General features: G+C 39.2%; 20 protein-coding genes. All 20 read right to left on the bottom strand.

Going from position 1 to position 16,865, the window contains the following annotated elements:
- Positions 1–339: 339 nt before the first annotated feature.
- Complete coding sequence (gene dnaK, locus ACWPVZ_RS00635; RefSeq protein ID WP_414341426.1) at positions 340–2,163, bottom strand: molecular chaperone DnaK; 1,824 nt, start codon at positions 2,161–2,163, stop codon at positions 340–342.
- 84 nt (positions 2,164–2,247) lie between these two features.
- Complete coding sequence (grpE, locus tag ACWPVZ_RS00630; RefSeq protein WP_037598025.1) at positions 2,248–2,772, bottom strand: nucleotide exchange factor GrpE; 525 nt, start codon at positions 2,770–2,772, stop codon at positions 2,248–2,250.
- A 38-nt stretch (positions 2,773–2,810) separates the two neighbouring features.
- Positions 2,811–3,845 carry a heat-inducible transcriptional repressor HrcA gene (gene hrcA / locus ACWPVZ_RS00625; protein ID WP_037604041.1) on the bottom strand — a complete coding sequence of 345 codons (1,035 nt, stop codon included), beginning with the start codon at positions 3,843–3,845 and terminating at the stop codon, positions 2,811–2,813.
- 189 nt (positions 3,846–4,034) lie between these two features.
- Complete coding sequence (locus tag ACWPVZ_RS00620) at positions 4,035–4,619, bottom strand: glycoside hydrolase family 73 protein (protein ID WP_145517581.1); 585 nt, start codon at positions 4,617–4,619, stop codon at positions 4,035–4,037.
- Positions 4,616–5,413 carry a M15 family metallopeptidase gene (locus tag ACWPVZ_RS00615; RefSeq protein ID WP_073689399.1) on the bottom strand — a complete coding sequence of 266 codons (798 nt, stop codon included), beginning with the start codon at positions 5,411–5,413 and terminating at the stop codon, positions 4,616–4,618. The genes ACWPVZ_RS00620 and ACWPVZ_RS00615 overlap by 4 nt, the downstream gene beginning before the upstream one ends.
- Complete coding sequence (locus ACWPVZ_RS00610; protein WP_414341424.1) at positions 5,400–6,104, bottom strand: histidine phosphatase family protein; 705 nt, start codon at positions 6,102–6,104, stop codon at positions 5,400–5,402. The genes ACWPVZ_RS00615 and ACWPVZ_RS00610 overlap by 14 nt, the downstream gene beginning before the upstream one ends.
- 116 nt (positions 6,105–6,220) lie before the next feature.
- A complete protein-coding gene (locus tag ACWPVZ_RS00605) occupies positions 6,221–7,558 on the bottom strand; it encodes a PFL family protein (RefSeq protein WP_183139346.1) in 1,338 nt (445 codons plus the stop codon).
- 17 nt (positions 7,559–7,575) lie between these two features.
- Positions 7,576–7,842: an ACT domain-containing protein gene (locus ACWPVZ_RS00600; protein WP_002889695.1), complete on the bottom strand. Its 267-nt coding sequence runs from the start codon at positions 7,840–7,842 to the stop codon at positions 7,576–7,578.
- Between the two features lie 320 nt (positions 7,843–8,162).
- Entirely contained in the window at positions 8,163–9,380 is a 1,218-nt protein-coding gene (locus tag ACWPVZ_RS00595; protein WP_414341423.1) for a CapA family protein, read from the bottom strand.
- 166 nt (positions 9,381–9,546) lie between these two features.
- Positions 9,547–10,383 (bottom strand): class B sortase, LPKTxAVK-specific, encoded by an 837-nt coding sequence (gene srtB / locus ACWPVZ_RS00590; protein WP_002889691.1) that lies wholly within the window; start codon positions 10,381–10,383, stop codon positions 9,547–9,549.
- Between the two features lie 86 nt (positions 10,384–10,469).
- Positions 10,470–10,883 carry an LPKTxAVK-anchored surface protein gene (locus tag ACWPVZ_RS00585; protein ID WP_002889684.1) on the bottom strand — a complete coding sequence of 138 codons (414 nt, stop codon included), beginning with the start codon at positions 10,881–10,883 and terminating at the stop codon, positions 10,470–10,472.
- A gap of 691 nt (positions 10,884–11,574) precedes the next feature.
- Positions 11,575–11,784 (bottom strand): helix-turn-helix transcriptional regulator, encoded by a 210-nt coding sequence (locus tag ACWPVZ_RS00580; RefSeq protein WP_002886384.1) that lies wholly within the window; start codon positions 11,782–11,784, stop codon positions 11,575–11,577.
- A 3-nt stretch (positions 11,785–11,787) separates the two neighbouring features.
- Positions 11,788–12,369 (bottom strand): hypothetical protein, encoded by a 582-nt coding sequence (locus ACWPVZ_RS00575; RefSeq protein WP_021143452.1) that lies wholly within the window; start codon positions 12,367–12,369, stop codon positions 11,788–11,790.
- Between the two features lie 391 nt (positions 12,370–12,760).
- Positions 12,761–13,153, bottom strand: a complete 393-nt coding sequence (gene rpsI, locus ACWPVZ_RS00570) for a 30S ribosomal protein S9 (protein ID WP_002888293.1) — start codon at positions 13,151–13,153, stop codon at positions 12,761–12,763.
- 27 nt (positions 13,154–13,180) lie between these two features.
- The gene (gene rplM / locus ACWPVZ_RS00565; RefSeq protein ID WP_002886374.1) at positions 13,181–13,627 is read right to left on the bottom strand and encodes a 50S ribosomal protein L13; all 447 of its coding nucleotides are present in this window, start codon (positions 13,625–13,627) and stop codon (positions 13,181–13,183) included.
- Between the two features lie 250 nt (positions 13,628–13,877).
- Positions 13,878–14,078: a helix-turn-helix transcriptional regulator gene (locus ACWPVZ_RS00560; RefSeq protein ID WP_002886373.1), complete on the bottom strand. Its 201-nt coding sequence runs from the start codon at positions 14,076–14,078 to the stop codon at positions 13,878–13,880.
- A gap of 9 nt (positions 14,079–14,087) precedes the next feature.
- Entirely contained in the window at positions 14,088–14,558 is a 471-nt protein-coding gene (locus ACWPVZ_RS00555) for a hypothetical protein (RefSeq protein WP_060973213.1), read from the bottom strand.
- 151 nt (positions 14,559–14,709) lie between these two features.
- Positions 14,710–15,570, bottom strand: coding sequence for a DegV family protein (locus ACWPVZ_RS00550; protein ID WP_454380481.1), 861 nt, complete (start codon positions 15,568–15,570; stop codon positions 14,710–14,712).
- 8 nt (positions 15,571–15,578) lie between these two features.
- Positions 15,579–16,094, bottom strand: coding sequence for an NYN domain-containing protein (locus ACWPVZ_RS00545; RefSeq protein ID WP_060973211.1), 516 nt, complete (start codon positions 16,092–16,094; stop codon positions 15,579–15,581).
- A 2-nt stretch (positions 16,095–16,096) separates the two neighbouring features.
- Positions 16,097–16,840, bottom strand: coding sequence for a 23S rRNA (guanosine(2251)-2'-O)-methyltransferase RlmB (gene rlmB / locus ACWPVZ_RS00540; protein WP_060971528.1), 744 nt, complete (start codon positions 16,838–16,840; stop codon positions 16,097–16,099).
- Positions 16,841–16,865: the final 25 nt, after the last annotated feature.

Below are 16,865 nucleotides of genomic sequence, written 5' to 3'. Positions count from 1 at the left end.
CATCTAATGGAGAAAGCCAAAGTAATAGTTTTAAAGATGAACACCTAGTCCCTTGAAACCAACTATCTTTTTGGCTTAATCCATAGCCCGTGTTCAACGACGAACACTCTTTGTTCCTTTCTATTTTATATTTGTTACGATACGAAGTAAAACTATATCTTATATTCACTTCACTTATTTTACCGAAAAACAGAGGCTGGGTTGCAACCTCTGGATTTCTTTTTATCATTACGACGTTCAAAACAAAGTCGATTATACTTTGTTTTTGAACTAGTGAGGCGTTTAGGCAATCGCTCTCATGATTTTCAAGCTCGGGATAAAATAGTCCACTGGACTATTTTATTTTTCCGTAAACTCTCCGTCTACGACGTCGTCGCCTGAGTTATCTGCTGTTTGTGCACCTTCTGCTCCTGCTTGAGCTTGTTGTGCTGCTGCAGCTTGTTCGTAAAGTTTAACCGCAAGAGCTTGAGCTTTTTCGTTAAGAGCTTCCAATTTAGCCTTCATGTCATCAAGATTACCTGATTCTTGAGCGTTCTTAAGATCATCAAGGGCTGATTGAGCAGCATCACGTTCTGTATCGAAACCTTTACCTTCTGTTTCTTTGATTGTCTTCTCAGTGGCAAAGATAGCTTGGTCAACTTCGTTACGAAGATCTACTTCTTCTTTACGTTTTGCATCTGCTTCAGCATTTGCTTCAGCATCTTTCATCATCTTTTCAATTTCTTCATCTGTCAAACCAGAGTTCGATTGGATAACAATTGTTTGTTCCTTTTGAGTTCCAAGGTCTTTAGCTTTAACAGATACGATACCGTTCTTATCAATATCGAAAGTAACTTCGATTTGTGGGATACCACGAGGTGCAGCTGGGATATCAGTCAATTGGAAACGTCCAAGAGTCTTGTTATCTGCTGCCATTGGGCGTTCCCCTTGAAGAACGTGGATATCAACGGCTGGTTGGTTGTCTGCTGCAGTTGAGAAGACTTGTGATTTAGATGTTGGAATAGTAGTGTTGCGGTCAATAAGTTTTGTGAAGACTCCACCCATTGTTTCAATACCAAGTGACAATGGAGTTACATCAAGAAGGACAACATCTTTGACATCACCAGTGATAACACCACCTTGGATAGCAGCACCCATGGCAACTACTTCATCAGGGTTAACTGATTTGTTTGGTTCTTTACCAGTTTCAGCTTTAACAGCTTCTACAACGGCAGGGATACGAGTTGAACCACCGACAAGGATAACTTCGTCAATATCTGACAAGCTCAAACCTGCATCTGAAAGGGCTTGACGAACTGGAGTTTTCGTACGTTCTACAAGATCACGAGTCAAATCATCGAATTTCGCACGAGTCAATGTCATTTCCAAGTGAAGAGGTCCAGCCTCACCAGCAGTGATGAATGGCAAGCTGATTTGTGTTGAAGTAACACCAGAAAGGTCTTTCTTAGCTTTTTCAGCTGCGTCTTTCAAACGTTGAAGAGCCATCTTGTCTGTTGACAAGTCGATTCCATTTTCTTTCTTGAATTCTTCAACCATGTGGTCGATGATTTTTTGGTCGAAGTCATCACCACCGAGTTTGTTATCCCCTGCAGTTGCCAATACATCAAAGACACCATCACCAAGTTCAAGGATAGATACGTCGAATGTACCACCACCAAGGTCGAATACCAAGATTTTTTCTTCTTTATCAGTCTTATCCAAACCGTAAGCAAGGGCTGCTGCTGTTGGTTCGTTGACGATACGTTCTACTTCAAGACCAGCGATTTTACCAGCATCTTTTGTTGCTTGACGTTGCGCATCGTTGAAGTAAGCAGGAACTGTGATAACTGCTTTAGTTACTTTTTCACCAAGGTAATCTTCAGCATAACCTTTCAAATATTGAAGAATCATAGCTGAAATCTCTTGCGGTGTGTATTCTTTACCGTTTGCAGAAACTTTTTCAGAAGTACCCATCTTAGATTTGATAGAGATGATTGTATCTGGGTTTGTTACTGCTTGACGTTTTGCAGCGTCACCAACGATGATTTCACCATTTTTGAATGACACAACAGATGGAGTTGTGCGGTTACCTTCTGGGTTTGCGATAATTTTTGATTCAGTTCCTTCAAGAACTGCTACTGCTGAGTTTGTTGTACCTAAGTCAATACCAATGATTTTAGACATATGTTTTTCCCCTTTTTACTTAATTTCTATTTTGCTTTTTTATCTTTCATTCATAGTTTTCTGTCATTTCGGACAAGTTTTCAATTAATTATATACAACTACCATAGCTGGGCGTAAGACGCGTTCGTGGAGTTTATACCCTTTTTGGAAAACTTGTGCAATCGTATCTGCTGGATGTTCATCATCTGCAGGCATTGTTTGAATAGCCATGTGGAAGTTATGATCGAAATCACCATCTGCTGGAATTTCTTCAATCCCTTCCTCTTTAAGAGCATGCACTAAACTTTCTTGCACCATTTCCAAACCTTTTTTGACATCATCAGTCAAACCCTCAACGGCAAGAGCACGTTCAAGGTTATCAAGTGATGGCAAAATTGCTTTTGCCAAATCTTGGCTACGATACTTTTGTAATTGTTGACGTTCTTCATTAGAACGGCGCTGAATGTTTTGCATTTCTGCATGGGCACGAAGGTATTTGTTTTCAAATTCTTCGGCACGCGCTTGGGCTTCTTCAAGTTCAGAAGGTTCGCTTACTTCCTCTACAACTTCTTCAGTTGTCTCAGTAGCTTCCTCTTCTTTCACTTCTTCTTTTTTAATATCTTCAGTCAAGGCATACACCTCTTTCTATACTTTTTAAATGTTATATCTTAGCTAACTTCATAATGGTTACTATTGAGGTAACGGTAATAATCCGTCAACTTCATAACCAAAACTCTACTAATAACATTGACCAAACTAACCATGCGACGATAATCCATTTCAACTGGGCCAATCACATGCATGAGCGCCATCCCACGATAAGGAATCAGGAATTTATGACTCATAACTGTGACATTTTCAAGCGCTTCTTCAGTTGATTCTGCAACCGAAATCTTGGTCACTTCATCATCGGAGATAGCTGATCGAAGCTCAAGTGCCACATGTTGTGGATTGTCCAAAAATTGATAGGTTTTTAAGTCGGCATAAGTCAGTGATGCAACCTTACCTTCGATGAAAATCAATTCCTTAAAAAGTTGTGAAAAGATATAATCAAACAAATCTAGAACATTATCTGTTACCTTGAAATATTTTTGCACAATCTGAGGAATCTCAGTTCTCAATCGGTAATGGATATCTAAGACAGTGTTTCCCAAAAAACGTTCTTGAACAAGCTTATGAAGAATTTCCAAATCACTAGACAAGAAATTTTTTGGAATAGCAAACTGAACTGTCACAGGCTTAGATTCATCTAGAGTAAGAACCGCTAAAGCGTCGTGATTGGATAGATGAACAATATCAAATCCAGTCAGACGTTGTCGTGTCGGTTCCACATCTTGAATCACTGCTGTGCATCCTGTCATTTCTGCCAGCAGCTTTGCCGCTGCATCCAAGATATCTTCAAGTTTGAAAGCTTCAAAGTCGAAAGCTTTAACCACTTGATAAACATCTTGTTCATCAATCGTATCAAGATTCAAAGAATTAGCGACAAAATACTGGAAACCTGCTCGGCTTGGCATACGCCCACTAGAAGTATGAGCTTTTTCAAGATAGCCCATTTTTTCTAGCTTGGCCATGTCATTACGAATAGTCGCTGAACTCGAATCAATTGATTCTTGTAACGCTTTAGAACCAACCGGTTCATGTGTACGAGTAAACATCTCAACTATCAAATTCAAAATAGTGTTTTGCCTTTGCGTAATCACGATGTCACCTCATTTCTATCTGTTAGCACTCTAATACGTCGACTGCTAACTTATGATTCTATTATACACCTAAACTTGAACATGTCAACCCAAAAAACCAAAAAATTAGCACTCTTTTTGAGAGAGTGCTAAAGATACATCTCAAGACCTAGAGAAGCAAAAAAAGAGCACCTCCGAGGTACTCTAATCTTATCGATCATATTTTGACAAATGATAGGTCTCAATAATAGATATGAGGTGTTTGGCGTAATCAGGATCACTGCTAAAACCCGCAGCTTGTAGTTTTTCTGCCGCAACTTTATAACTAGTCGTTCCTGCCACCTCTTTATAGGTCGACTCGCCCCACGTTCCTTGGCGAAGTTCTTCTAAATAAGTCATCATAGAACTTGACCAATCCTTAAAAACTGCAAAATCCACTTTTTGGTATTGCCATTTCCCTTTACTATAGATACTATCCTTTAAACGAATACGTTCTTGACCCGGCTGAGCTGCCAGACTGTAGATGTTATGGTATTTAACAGATAAAAGACTGCTACCATAATTCGACTCATATGCAGCTTGGCTAAGGAGAATTGACGCTGGCACACCATAGTTTTTGGACATCTTTTGAGCTGTTGGAGCTAAGGTCTCAATAAACTCTTGCTGCGTGTAAGCAACCTTTACCGAACGAGCATTATCATCTGTAGAGGCATGAAGAATCAAAGGTAAGACAATACCTAAAGCGAAAACAGCAACTAGGGTTATGAAGGCTTTTAGTTTAAAACGTCGTCTCACTTAGCTTTCTCCTTTAATAATGCCAAATATTCCTCCAAAGTAAGATTATGTTCAGTCATATACTCTGCCGACTCTTTACCAACATAGCGGAAATGCCAATCCTCGTAGCCTACACCAGTTGATGACGTTTTACCATCTGGAAAACGAAGAACAAAGCCATATTTCGGCGCCAACTCTTTGACTTTAGCTACTGTATCTGGATCTGCTTCATTTAAGCTATCTACAGTACTCATATCAATCGCAAGACCTGTCTGGTGTTCACTCGCTCCTGGTGGTTGTGAATAGGTTTGAACCTTTTTCTCCGCCTGAGACTCTGTCAAACTTGGGTCAGCAGCCATTTCCTGCTGAACATAACTGTTATAAAGTTCTGTCTGATAAGCAACACTACGATAACCTGATATCAAGTGGTAACTTGGATCAATTTCTTGAGCAGCTGCTAAAAACTCCTTAACATTCTTAGCAATTCTCGCATCCACAGAAACACCATCGACATCAGCAATCTCAGGGTTAAGTTCTTTAGACTTATTATCTCGATTTACCAAAAGCAATTGCCAGTCTTTAGGCGATACATCAGGTAGTCCCTTTGCATCCTTGCTTCGAGTCGCATCGGTAGCTTGCTTACTACTTTTCATTACCGACGATCCATTGGTTTGTTGAACCGTACGACTGACACCAAATACAGAATAAAGTCCTGCTGCAACTAAAAGGACTGCAATCAAGACACTACTGATAACCAAAAACCAGTTGGTTTGCTTTTTCGCCTGACGGCGACTTGGATAGTTATTTTTTACCATTTTCTTTTTCTATTATCTCTCGCCCAACCTGACGATAAGTCATATCGCCAAGTGCTTCTAATGTAAATTTACCATTTTCATAAGCAACAACAGTAACCGAACCGTTGTCCAATGAAGGATGCTCGACAGAAGGATCAATTAACCAAGCAAAGGTTGCAATGGTCATACCGTGACTAACAACGATAGCATTACCACCACCAGACCTCTCAAGATCCTCAGCAATAGCTGTAAACCCTTCTAAAATACGTTTTCTGAGCACTTCCCAAGACTCTGCCCAACCAGCCGTATCCACATCAAGGATACCTTGTGCAAGTTCAGGATAAGTTACCTCATGTAACTCCTTACCTTGAAAAGCATCTGTTCTCGGTAGCACACCGTAGAAAAGTTCACCATCATAGCCACCATCTAAACTACCAAAACACCACTCACGGATACGTTTATCACGTTTATAAGGAATAGTTTCCAAACCCGTCTCATGTAAAATGATATCCATGGTTTGAATCGTTCGACCTGAATCACTAGAATATGCGGCCTTGAAAGGGATACCTGCCGCTTTCAGACCTACCCCCAATTCACGAATACCTTCTTCACCGAATGGGGTCAAAGGGCTATCAGACCAACCTTGTGCACGACCAATGGTGTTAAACATGGTTTTGCCGTGTCTCGCAATATACAACTTAACCTTACTCATAGCGCCCCCTTCTTTCCGTCATTTTTGAATTCATTATAGCACAAATTCCCTCGACTATCTAGCCAGCGAGACCATCAGAAAATGCCTTACCAATTGGCAAAGCATTTAACATCCGCTTAGTTTTTAAAGCTGTGAACAGGAGCTGGGATTTGACCACCACGCGCAATGAAGTCAGCCGATGAAGCTTTGTTTACCTTCATTACCGGTGCATAACCAAGAAGACCTCCAAGTTCCAACATGTCACCTTCCTTACCATAAGGAATGATACGAACAGCTGTTGTTTTCTGGTTAATGACACCGATAGCTGCTTCATCAGCAATCATGGCCGCGATTGTTGTATCTGGCGTATCAGCAGGAATAGCAATCATGTCTAGACCAACAGAACAGATAGCTGTCATGGCTTCCAATTTTTCAAGGTTGATATGACCAGATTGAACCGCAGCAATCATACCTTCATCTTCAGAAACTGGAATAAAAGCACCTGACAAACCACCAACTTGGTTACATGCCATGATACCACCTTTTTTAACCTGGTCGTTAAGAAGGGCTAGAGCTGCAGTAGTACCATGCGTACCAACAACCTCAAGACCCATCGCTTCAAGGACACGGGCTACTGAATCACCAACTGCTGGTGTTGGCGCAAGAGACAAATCCACAATACCGAACTCGACACCAAGACGTTCACTGGCCATTTGACCAACCAACTGACCAACACGTGTGATTTTGAAGGCAGTCTTCTTAACTGTTTCAGCTAAAACATCGAAACTTTCGCCTGGAACTTTCTCAACTGCACGTTGCACAACACCAGGACCTGAAACCCCAACATTGATTACAACATCAGCCTCACCAACACCGTGGAAGGCACCTGCCATAAATGGATTATCTTCAACCGCATTGGCAAAGACAACCAATTTACCTGGACCCATTGGATCTGCCTGAGAAGCCTCTTTGATGATACGTCCCATGTCACGTACTGCTGTCATGTTAATACCGGTCTTTGTTGAACCAATGTTGACAGACGAACAGACAAAATCAGTCTCAGCAAGCGCACGTGGAATAGAATTGATAAGAATCTCATCACCTTTTTGGTAACCCTTTTGAACGAGCGCAGAGAAACCACCAATAAAGTTAACGCCGATTTCCTTAGCTGCTCGGTCAAGCGCCTTCGCAAAAGGTACATAGTCTGTAGCATCTGTTGCCGCACCGATGATTGAAATCGGAGTAACAGATACACGTTTATTAACAATCGGAATACCAAGTTCAGCCGCAATCTCGTCGCCAACAGTTACCAAATCCTTAGCCTTAGATACAATCTTGTTATAGACTTTTTCCGCTGCCTTATCGATATCTGAATCGATACAGTCTAGGAGTGAGATTCCCATGGTAATGGTACGAACATCAAAATTCTGTTCCTCAATCATGGCAATGGTTTCTGTGACCTGTTTAATATCCATTTTAAGCTACTCCTATCTTACAAGTTGTGCATCGCATCAAAAATCGCTGAACTTTGGATGTTGATTTTAACGTTCAATGACTCACCAAAGGCTTCCAATTCAGCACGTAGGTGTGTAAAATCTTGTTTGCCTTCCGATGATACAACCGCCATCATGGTAAAGAATTCATCAAGGACTGTTTGAGAAATATCATCAATATTCAAACCAAGTTCTGCTACCTTAGTCGCAACACCCGCAACAATACCTGCTTTGTCCTTACCTACAACTGTAATAATTGCTTTCATGAGAAGCCTCCATCATTTTATTTTGTATAATTTTAGCATATTTTGATTAAAAATGCTATTTTTTATGAAAATTGCCTTTTTTTCTTGAAAAAGACGAATGTTTCAGCAACATTTAATCATTATCGTTTATGAAAACATCCTCTCTTTGACCTAACTACTTGTGGATAAACTTGTTCACAACCTAAACAATTTCCTTCTTTTAAAACCTTGAAAAATCAATATTCAACACAGTTAACAGACTTATCCACACCTGTGGATAAGTCTGTGGGTAACTTGTCGATAAACAAAAAATACCGCCAAATTTAGGCGATATCTTAGCTTTATTTCCATTTTAAATTAACATGGGCATTCATTTCTTTATAGGCAGTATCGATACGTTCTTTGGTCTCTTCATCTAATTTATTTCTATATTTACCACCTTTAATGAAATCCTCTAAAATATAAGTTTGGTAAGTATACAAAGGATACCCCTCTGGCGAAGTTGTTCCTTTAGGCATACGGTTAACCCAAGTCGGATGTGCTTGAGCCGTCTTAATCGTGGTTTGACCATTCTTTTTCTCAAGGGTCACATCCATTAAGACACCTCTCTCTGTCCACTCTGCACTATCCACACCATCCATAGTCTCTATGCGCTGGTTAGAGATAAAATTCCCCATTGAGTAAATAATAAGTTTTTGCTGACCATCTTTTTTAACCACCTCTGAAGGCTCAACCACATGAGGATGACCTCCAAAGATAATATCGGCACCCCAATCAATCATCTTATGATAAAGTTTAACCTGTTCATCTGTCGGTTCCAAACGATACTCAACACCCATCTGAGGCATGATAACCGTGATATCTGCTTCTTTTTCTGCACGCTGAATCTCAGCTTTCATACGTTTTTCATCCAAATTCGATAAGTGGTCTGCAACCTCTTTATCCGTTAAGTTCGACTCTAGGCCATTGTAACCATAAGCATAGGAAAGTATTGCAACCTTGATACCATTAATATTCTTGATGAGGAGTGGTGCCTTATCACGCACCGGCTTTTCATAAACACCAACAGGATCAATGCCCACCTCTTTAAAAGCATCAGCCGTTGTAAAAGCTCCCTCTAAACCAGAATCCAAGATATGATTATGAGCCAAATCCATAACATCATAGCCAGCATCCTTAATAGCTGCAGTCACTGATTGAGGAGCATTAAACAGAGGATAGCCTGACAAAGGATAATCAGGATTGATCGTTCCCTCAAAATCACCCAAAACCAAATCAGCCTGCCTTAACCACGGCTTCACATAAGTAAAATTCTCCGTGAAATCATAGCTACCATCTTCCTGCAGGGCACTCATATAGAGACCATCATGATAGAGCAAGTCCCCATTAGCCATGATACGTGCTGTCTGTACCTGGTTCGAGGCATTCTTTTGCTGTTCGTTCTTACTATGAACAATTAAAATCTCAAGAAAAAGCAAACCTAAGACAAGAGCAATTAACCCCATCAAAATCTTATTAGTCATCGCATTGTCACGCTTTTTAGCCTGGCTCTGTTTCATAATACTCTCCTTTTTCATACTTCTAGTGTACCAAAAAAACTTATCCATTGATGATAAAAAAGATTAATAAACGGTTACATCTCAACTCCACGACGATTGAAAAGAGCAGTTTTCTTAGACAAGATAAAAACTCTACTTCATACTGAAGTAGAGTTTTTGTTAATGATTAGCGTGTTGGTGTGTATTCCAAATCTTTACCATGTTTAGCTACAAAATCAGACATTTCAGAATCTGGAATTTGACGTAAGTAGAGATTGGCACGAATCGTTTCATCTTCCTCACGACAAGTAGAAAGAACGAGGTATTTATCTGAAGCACTAACCTTCAAGTCCTTGTTTTTAACACTTGCTTGATCATAGATAATATCCAACTGTTGTTTAAAGTCTTTATCGCTTTCAAATGATGTACGATAGAAAGCTGTGTCTTCAGGCACAATTACCATAGCAAGCGCTTCATAATAGTACTTACGTTGAGGCGTCTCAATAACAACATATTTGTGTTTATCAAAGAACGACTGATCACTATAGTAGTTAACATCGTTGAACATACGACTATCAGCAACCTTACTGCCTCGAGCATGGCCGAAGAGCCAAGTCAAACGATCACTGAAATCTTTCTTATTGTCTGTATCCATGAAGACAGTTCCCAAATATGGAACGTTTCCTCCATCGAATGTTTTATCTAAATAGGTTGAATTGTCCGTTGTTTGAACAACCGGCTCATCCAATTTAGTCCCTGGTGCATAGACATAAGCGATAGTATCAGGGTTTGTTGCCTCAAGACCATCAAATTTATTTTTGAGGTAGGCTTTCTCCTCATCTGAAACTTTATAAGTGTTTGCTTTTTTAGTCGTTAAAACACTCTTAACACCATTAGAGGATGATGCTGTTGGAGACATAAACTGGAAGCCAAGGAAAATTGCCAAAGCAGCAATTACTACGGCAGAAATCCCAGCAATCAGTTTATTGCGAGATCCATTAGATTTACGATTGTGATTACTCATGAAATGTCAAATCCTTTTCTTTATCCATAGAAAAATATCACCGAAGCTTAAGCTCCAGTGATATTCTTTTTAGCAATAACAGTTAATTATTTAACAGCTGCTGTGTTTGGAAGAGCTTTAGCTTCAGCTTTAGCTGCTGGAGCTTTCTTTTCTGCAGCTTTAACAGCTTTAGCTTCTTCTTTAGCGTCTTTGTTAGCGTTAGCTTTATCAGTAACTACAAATTCATCTTTGATGATGTTTCCGTTAGCATCACGTTTTGGTTCGATGTGTTCACCAGCATCTTCAAATTTTTGTTTAGTTGAATCTGCGTCAACGTTGTTAAGACCATCTTTAGCAGCTTGAGTAAGACCACCTTCGTTGTTTGTGAAGAAGTCACCACCAGTTGCTTCAGTTTTGTTATCAAGGTTTCCAGTGTGAACGTTACCGTCGTTAGCGAAAACTGCTGCTGATGAAGCGAATACTGCAAGAACTGCAGCTGATGTAAGCAATACTTTTTTCATAATTGTTTCTCCTCTAATGGATTATTATATATTTAGTATCAGGACCTCCCTGACATTTATAGATTATAACACTATTTAGAGATATGTCAACAATTTTTAAAAACTTTTTTAAATTTTTAATATATCCTACAATTCCTACAAACAAAGGGTTTTTGAAGTCTGTTACCAAATAGTAATAATTAATCGTTTTTAATTTTAATGTTATTTTAGGTAATTTATTACGTCCTCTGCTAAGTTTAAATACAAATTTAAATCATATATAAAAGCATAATTTGTAAAATATACATTCATTATTATGTGAAGTTTTTTGGCCAAAAATCAAGAGATATTTAATAGACATATAAAACCCTTTACTGATAATATGTTTGAAGTATATAACAATATCATCTTTCAAATGAATGTACTCATTCACTTTGAGCGCTTTTGTATGATAACTACATAATATGCAAGACCTCAAAATTGAATAGATTAGAGAAACATTAGCATTTTTGAAAGTATTTCGGCCTAAAAAGTTCTATTATTGGGTTAAAATGCTTGAAAAATAAACTATTATCTTATTTTTAAAAGCGTTTCAACTAAGGTGAAGTCAAGAAAATTCCTTTGAAAACACTCCCTCTTACCAAGACCTCTTCTCAGAATAACAAGTCTCCAAAAAACTAATACACAAATCAATTGGATTATTTTACTTCTCTTATTTCAGACGAAATAGTTCTTCCACTTGTTTATTAAAGACTTGTGCTATTTTTAAAGCCATTTCCAACGAAGGGTTGTAGCGGTTATTTTCCAAGTGAACAATCGTTTCTCTCCGTATTCCTACTTGATCTGCTAAATCTTGTTGAGTCATACCATAAGCTTCCCTTACTTCTTTCAAGTTAGTCTTTATTTTACTTTCTTTCGCCATATTTCATCCCCTTTTTTCAATGATAAAGTAAGTAATGGCAAATAATAAGAGTAAAAAAGCCACCAAAATATAAAGAAATCCAGCATTCAAAACGAAAACTTTACAGACGGCTATCAAGGTTGCAATTCCCAATAATATAAAGATTGCTATTGTAAACAAAATGGAAGAGGACTTTGCAATATTTCTATAAAATCGTTCATCAGGTTCTTCATTAATTCTCTTGAATAAGAAGTAAAACATTAATAACAATTGAACACTTAATCCAATTCCTAACATTATATTCTTAATCAAAGAACCAGGAGTTAGAAGCCAAACTCCAATTGTATAGATCGATGACGAGAGAAGTACAAGCACTGTATATAATTTTGCAGTAATCCCAAACATATTTTTCTCTTTCTTTTGATAGGTTGATTTTGAGAGGACCGATTGCATCGTACAAGCCAAATACGTAGGAAGCCAAGACATCGTCATAATAGCACCTTTTGCTAGAATCGGTAGGTGATTCCCCAGCAATAAAACTAAACATACAACAATAAGCACGCTAGCGATATAAAGGATTATCTTTAAGTTCTTCGACATTTTCATTTTCGTCACCTTCTTTCACCATGTTATAAATACATCACGCCTTATCTGTTATAAATATATCACATTATTGTCAGAATTTCAAGATGAAGACAAAACTCTAGTAAGATTTTGAACAATTTTTCAGAAATCTATACAAAAAAGCACCCATAGGGTAAACCTGTGAGTACGTTGAAACGTTGATATAATCGTATTGATTAACGTTTTGAGTGCAGTGGTTGCCATCCAATCAAATGTCGCTTCGCTTATTTTCTTGGGGCAACTATGCATAGCATATCTCTATGCGACTAAAGTCGCTAGAGCTATCCTAATTGCGCACCGCCAATTCTCATACAAAAAAACACCTTGCAAGTTGCAAAGTGTTTTCGTTTGGACTCTGCTGTCCAGTAACGAATTAACGTTTTGAGAACTGGCTAGCTTTACGAGCTTTCTTAAGACCTGGTTTCTTACGTTCAACCATACGTGCATCACGAGTAAGAAGTCCAGCGCGTTTCAATGAATCGCGGAAGTCTGGATCTACTTGAAGAAGTGCACGAGCGATACCGTGACGGATCGCACCTGATTGACCAGCGTATCCACCACCTACAACGTTAACGTGTACGTCGTATGAACCTTCAGTTGAAGTAACTGCGAAAGGTTGGTTGATAACGAGACGAAGGTCTGCGTGTGGGATGTATTCTTCTACATCTTTTTTGTTAACTGTGATTTTACCAGTACCTGGAACCAAACGTACGCGTGCAACGGCGTTTTTACGGCGTCCTGTACCTGCATATTGTGCTTGTGCCATTATATTAGTGCTCCTTTCCTCTTAGAATTAGATAAGTCCTGAGATATCAAGTACTTCTGGTTGTTGTGCAGCGTGAGTGTGCTCACCGCCAACGAAGACTTTCAATTTCATACCTTGTGCGCGTCCAAGAGTGTTGTGTGGAAGCATACCTTTAACTGATTTTTCAATCAAACGAACAGCATTTTTAGAACGAAGTTCACCTGCTGAGATTTGTTTCAATCCACCTGGGTACATTGAGTGAGTGTAGTAGATCTTATCAGTTGCTTTTTTACCAGTCAATTTAACTTTTTCAGCATTGATAACGATTACGAAGTCACCTGTATCAGTGTGTGGTGTGAAAGTTGGTTTGTTTTTTCCGCGAAGTACGCTAGCAACTACTGCAGAAAGACGTCCAAGTGGCACATCAGTTGCGTCAACGACATACCATTTACGTTCAACTTGGCCTGGTTTAGCCATAAATGTTGTTTTGTTCATGATTTCTCCTATATATAGTTCGATTTTTGTTTACGAGTGATGGGTGTTCCTTCCCATCGAAAAGTATTTGGAAGGTTCCGGGGCCTTTCAAATGGGGTAAACAATACCGTTTAACATAATATCAAAAAAACACGTCCAAGGCAAGTCATTTTGAGGTGTTTTTCTTTTATTTTTTGTATTTTTTTAGTCTCTAATTTTATAAGGTGTAAGACTAGAAATCATACCTAATTAACCTCTAAGGGGGTACAAATTAATCCTCAGATTCCCAAAAAAGCTGGTCTAAAGTTTTGTCCAGAGTTTTGCAGATAGCAATACACAGATTTATAGTCGGGTTGTAGTCTCCCTTTTCAATAGCTGAGATAGTCTGACGAGAGACTCCTATAGCATCTGCCAACCCCTGTTGAGTGAGATCCTTTGCTACACGCGCTGACTTCATTTTTAAATTTTTCATTTAAAAAACCTACTCTTCGTCTTCCTGTTCTTCCAGACGGTTCTTCTTGATTCTTTTAATAATAACCCAGCAGTCACAAATAAGGGTCAAACCCAATGTCAAAAATGCTACACTACTCATAAGATTCTTCCCTATCTTAAACGACTGAAATAGACTTAAGAGGCCCATTAGCAATATAAAAATTCCCAAAAAACACATTACCCAGGAAATTATAAGCATCTTCTTCTCAAGTTTTTTGTCTAGCAACCATGGATGCCCATTACGTGATACGCTGTGAACTAATACTAGGCACATAGAACCAAAGAAAGTGATGATTAATAGTGACTGCACTAATTCGACGGAGTGTGTCTTACTAGCAACCATAATCGTTACAAACATACCAAGCATGGCTATCCAATAACCTCTAGCAGAAGATTCTCCGCTGATCAACTGAGCACGTTCATCCATCGTGCTAGCTACTTTTTTCTTTGACTTCTTCATTTTGTTTCCTCCATTTTCTAGATTCATTATAGCATTATTTTACGTTATGTCAAATATATCATTCATTTTGTATAGATTATCTTTTTATATTCTATTAATCTAGCATTTCAGAAAACAAAAAATCAGATAGGAAATCCTATCTGACACTTTTCTATCTAGCTTCTTTACCAATCGTGAAGACGGCCAAGGTATCTGGTCCGACGTGGGTAGAGATGACTGGCCCAAGTGGCAGAATGAGAACTTGCTCAATGCCGTCAACTGCTAACAAGTCCTGTTTTAGATTCTCCGCAGCTTCAATATCATTGGCATAAGCGACAATTGCTGTGCTATGTCCAATATCCTGAGTAGCTTGTAGGACCATTTCTTTAATAGCTTTTTTACGTCCACGAATCTTGGCCAGAGGAACCAACTTGCCTGAAGCATCTAACCAAAGGAGAGGTTTGATATTAATCAAACTACCAATAATGGCTGAGCTCTTAGAAAGGCGCCCCCCACGCATCAAATGGTAGAGATCATCAACTAAGAAATAGGTCCGTAAACGTGGCAGAATGTCCTCAATCATAGCTTTCGTTTCAGATAAGCTCTTACCTTGGTCACGAGCTTCTGCCGCCAAGATAGAGAGATAACCTTCCCCACCTGCTGCCGCTAGAGTATCTACAATCTCAATGACAGCTTCTGGGTATTCATCCAAAATCATGTCACGCGCCATAACAGCACTTTGATAAGTACCTGAAAGCACTGATGAGAAGGCAATATAGAGAAGAGCATCACCATTTTTAGCATGACGACGAAAAACCTCTTCAAATTGACCAACATTCACCTGGCTTGTGGTGGGCTGACTGCCTTCTTGCATACGTTCTAAGAGACGGTCACTCGTTAAACGGTTAGGACCAACGGTCTCATAGGCAATATCATCAAGCGTGATGGTCAAACCAACGAGCTCTACCTTATTCTCCTGAGCCCATTTTTCATCTAGATCTGCTGTGGAATCTGTCAAAATGTTAAATGTCATATGTCCCTCTATTCTATTTCATTTAAAAGGTCCTGTAATTTCCCTAATTGTGCATCGTCCCATGGACGTAGTTTTGGTGTCTTTAAGTCAATATGTGCCGACATCTTGTCTAAGTCAGACTTAACAGTATTGACACGCTCTTGCAACTCACGCGCCGAAACACGCAAAGCTCCTTGTGAAAAGATAGCCCACTGTTCATTTAAGTCACTAGTTGCTACTTCAACTAAATTTTGAACAGTATTCATCTCAGCCGCTGCGCGCTCAATATAGCTATCTGCTGTCTCATCTTCCTCAGTAAAAATAACACTGATACGATACTGATCATAACGCTGACGACTTCCTGGAACAAACTGGGCATCAAACACACAGATAATATCAATATGTTCAAAGTTAGCATAATGATTGAGCTTACGAAGCAATGTTTCACGAGCTTCATCAAGCTGATTGGTCTTAAAGAGTTGACGGGTTTCTTGCCAAAAGGCAATCATATTATAACCATCAACTAGAAGTATTCTTTTTTTCATAGTTACAATCGGTTTCGATAAACTTCATACATGAGAACTGCTGCTGCCACACTGGCATTAAGGCTCTGCACATGACCACTCATGGGTATAGTAATCATCTCATCCACTTGTTTCTTGATGTTAGCAGAGATTCCCTTACCTTCATTACCAATGATAAGGGCAACCTTTCCAGCTGTATTCCATTTATGAGATGGGGTCCCATCCATATCCGTTCCAAACACCCAGAAGCCTGCTACTTTAAGCTTATCAAGAGTTTGGCTAAGATTAGTCACTCGGGCAATGGGAATATGCTCCACGGCCCCTGTTGATGTCTTAGCAACAACAGGTGTTACCCCCACAGCACGATGCTTAGGAATAATAACTCCTGTCACCTGAGTAGCATCAGCTGTACGTAGGATAGAACCAAAGTTATGAGGGTCGTTAAGTCCATCTAAAATGAGGACTAGAGGATTCTCCTCTTGTTCAGCCTTATCCATAATAACTGAGAGCTCAGAATAAGCGAACTCTGACACACGAAGAACAAAACCTTGATGCACAGCCCCACCTGTCATATCAGACAAGGTTTTCTTAGGTGTCCAAGAGATGGAAACCTTCTTTTCAGCTGCCAAGGCCTTAATGGCATCAACATTTTTCCCTCGAAGATCATCTTGAATATAGAGTTTATTACCAGTATTTGCTTCTAGACTCTCTGTTACGGCGTGCACACCATAAACAATGTCTAGACTTGTTTCTTTAGTTGTTTTCATAAGCTAATTCTATCATAAAAAAAGC

The organism is Streptococcus sp. Marseille-Q6379 (genome assembly GCF_965119505.1).
This window is presented reverse-complemented; position numbering and strand designations above follow the sequence as displayed.

Bases quoted from the DNA above. Each gene is read 5' to 3' on its own strand.
- dnaK (WP_414341426.1), bottom strand. From the start codon at position 2,163: ATGTCTAAAATCATTGGTATTGACTTAGGTACAACAAACTCAGCAGTA.
- ACWPVZ_RS00615 (WP_073689399.1), bottom strand. From the start codon at position 5,413: ATGGTAAAAAATAACTATCCAAGTCGCCGTCAGGCGAAAAAGCAAACC.
- ACWPVZ_RS00610 (WP_414341424.1), bottom strand. From the start codon at position 6,104: ATGAGTAAGGTTAAGTTGTATATTGCGAGACACGGCAAAACCATGTTT.
- ACWPVZ_RS00605 (WP_183139346.1), bottom strand. From the start codon at position 7,558: ATGGATATTAAACAGGTCACAGAAACCATTGCCATGATTGAGGAACAG.
- ACWPVZ_RS00600 (WP_002889695.1), bottom strand. From the start codon at position 7,842: ATGAAAGCAATTATTACAGTTGTAGGTAAGGACAAAGCAGGTATTGTT.
- ACWPVZ_RS00595 (WP_414341423.1), bottom strand. From the start codon at position 9,380: ATGAAACAGAGCCAGGCTAAAAAGCGTGACAATGCGATGACTAATAAG.
- srtB (WP_002889691.1), bottom strand. From the start codon at position 10,383: ATGAGTAATCACAATCGTAAATCTAATGGATCTCGCAATAAACTGATT.
- ACWPVZ_RS00585 (WP_002889684.1), bottom strand. From the start codon at position 10,883: ATGAAAAAAGTATTGCTTACATCAGCTGCAGTTCTTGCAGTATTCGCT.
- ACWPVZ_RS00580 (WP_002886384.1), bottom strand. From the start codon at position 11,784: ATGGCGAAAGAAAGTAAAATAAAGACTAACTTGAAAGAAGTAAGGGAA.
- ACWPVZ_RS00575 (WP_021143452.1), bottom strand. From the start codon at position 12,369: ATGAAAATGTCGAAGAACTTAAAGATAATCCTTTATATCGCTAGCGTG.
- rpsI (WP_002888293.1), bottom strand. From the start codon at position 13,153: ATGGCACAAGCACAATATGCAGGTACAGGACGCCGTAAAAACGCCGTT.
- rplM (WP_002886374.1), bottom strand. From the start codon at position 13,627: ATGAACAAAACAACATTTATGGCTAAACCAGGCCAAGTTGAACGTAAA.
- ACWPVZ_RS00560 (WP_002886373.1), bottom strand. From the start codon at position 14,078: ATGAAAAATTTAAAAATGAAGTCAGCGCGTGTAGCAAAGGATCTCACT.
- ACWPVZ_RS00555 (WP_060973213.1), bottom strand. From the start codon at position 14,558: ATGAAGAAGTCAAAGAAAAAAGTAGCTAGCACGATGGATGAACGTGCT.
- ACWPVZ_RS00550 (WP_454380481.1), bottom strand. From the start codon at position 15,570: ATGACATTTAACATTTTGACAGATTCCACAGCAGATCTAGATGAAAAA.
- ACWPVZ_RS00545 (WP_060973211.1), bottom strand. From the start codon at position 16,094: ATGAAAAAAAGAATACTTCTAGTTGATGGTTATAATATGATTGCCTTT.
- rlmB (WP_060971528.1), bottom strand. From the start codon at position 16,840: ATGAAAACAACTAAAGAAACAAGTCTAGACATTGTTTATGGTGTGCAC.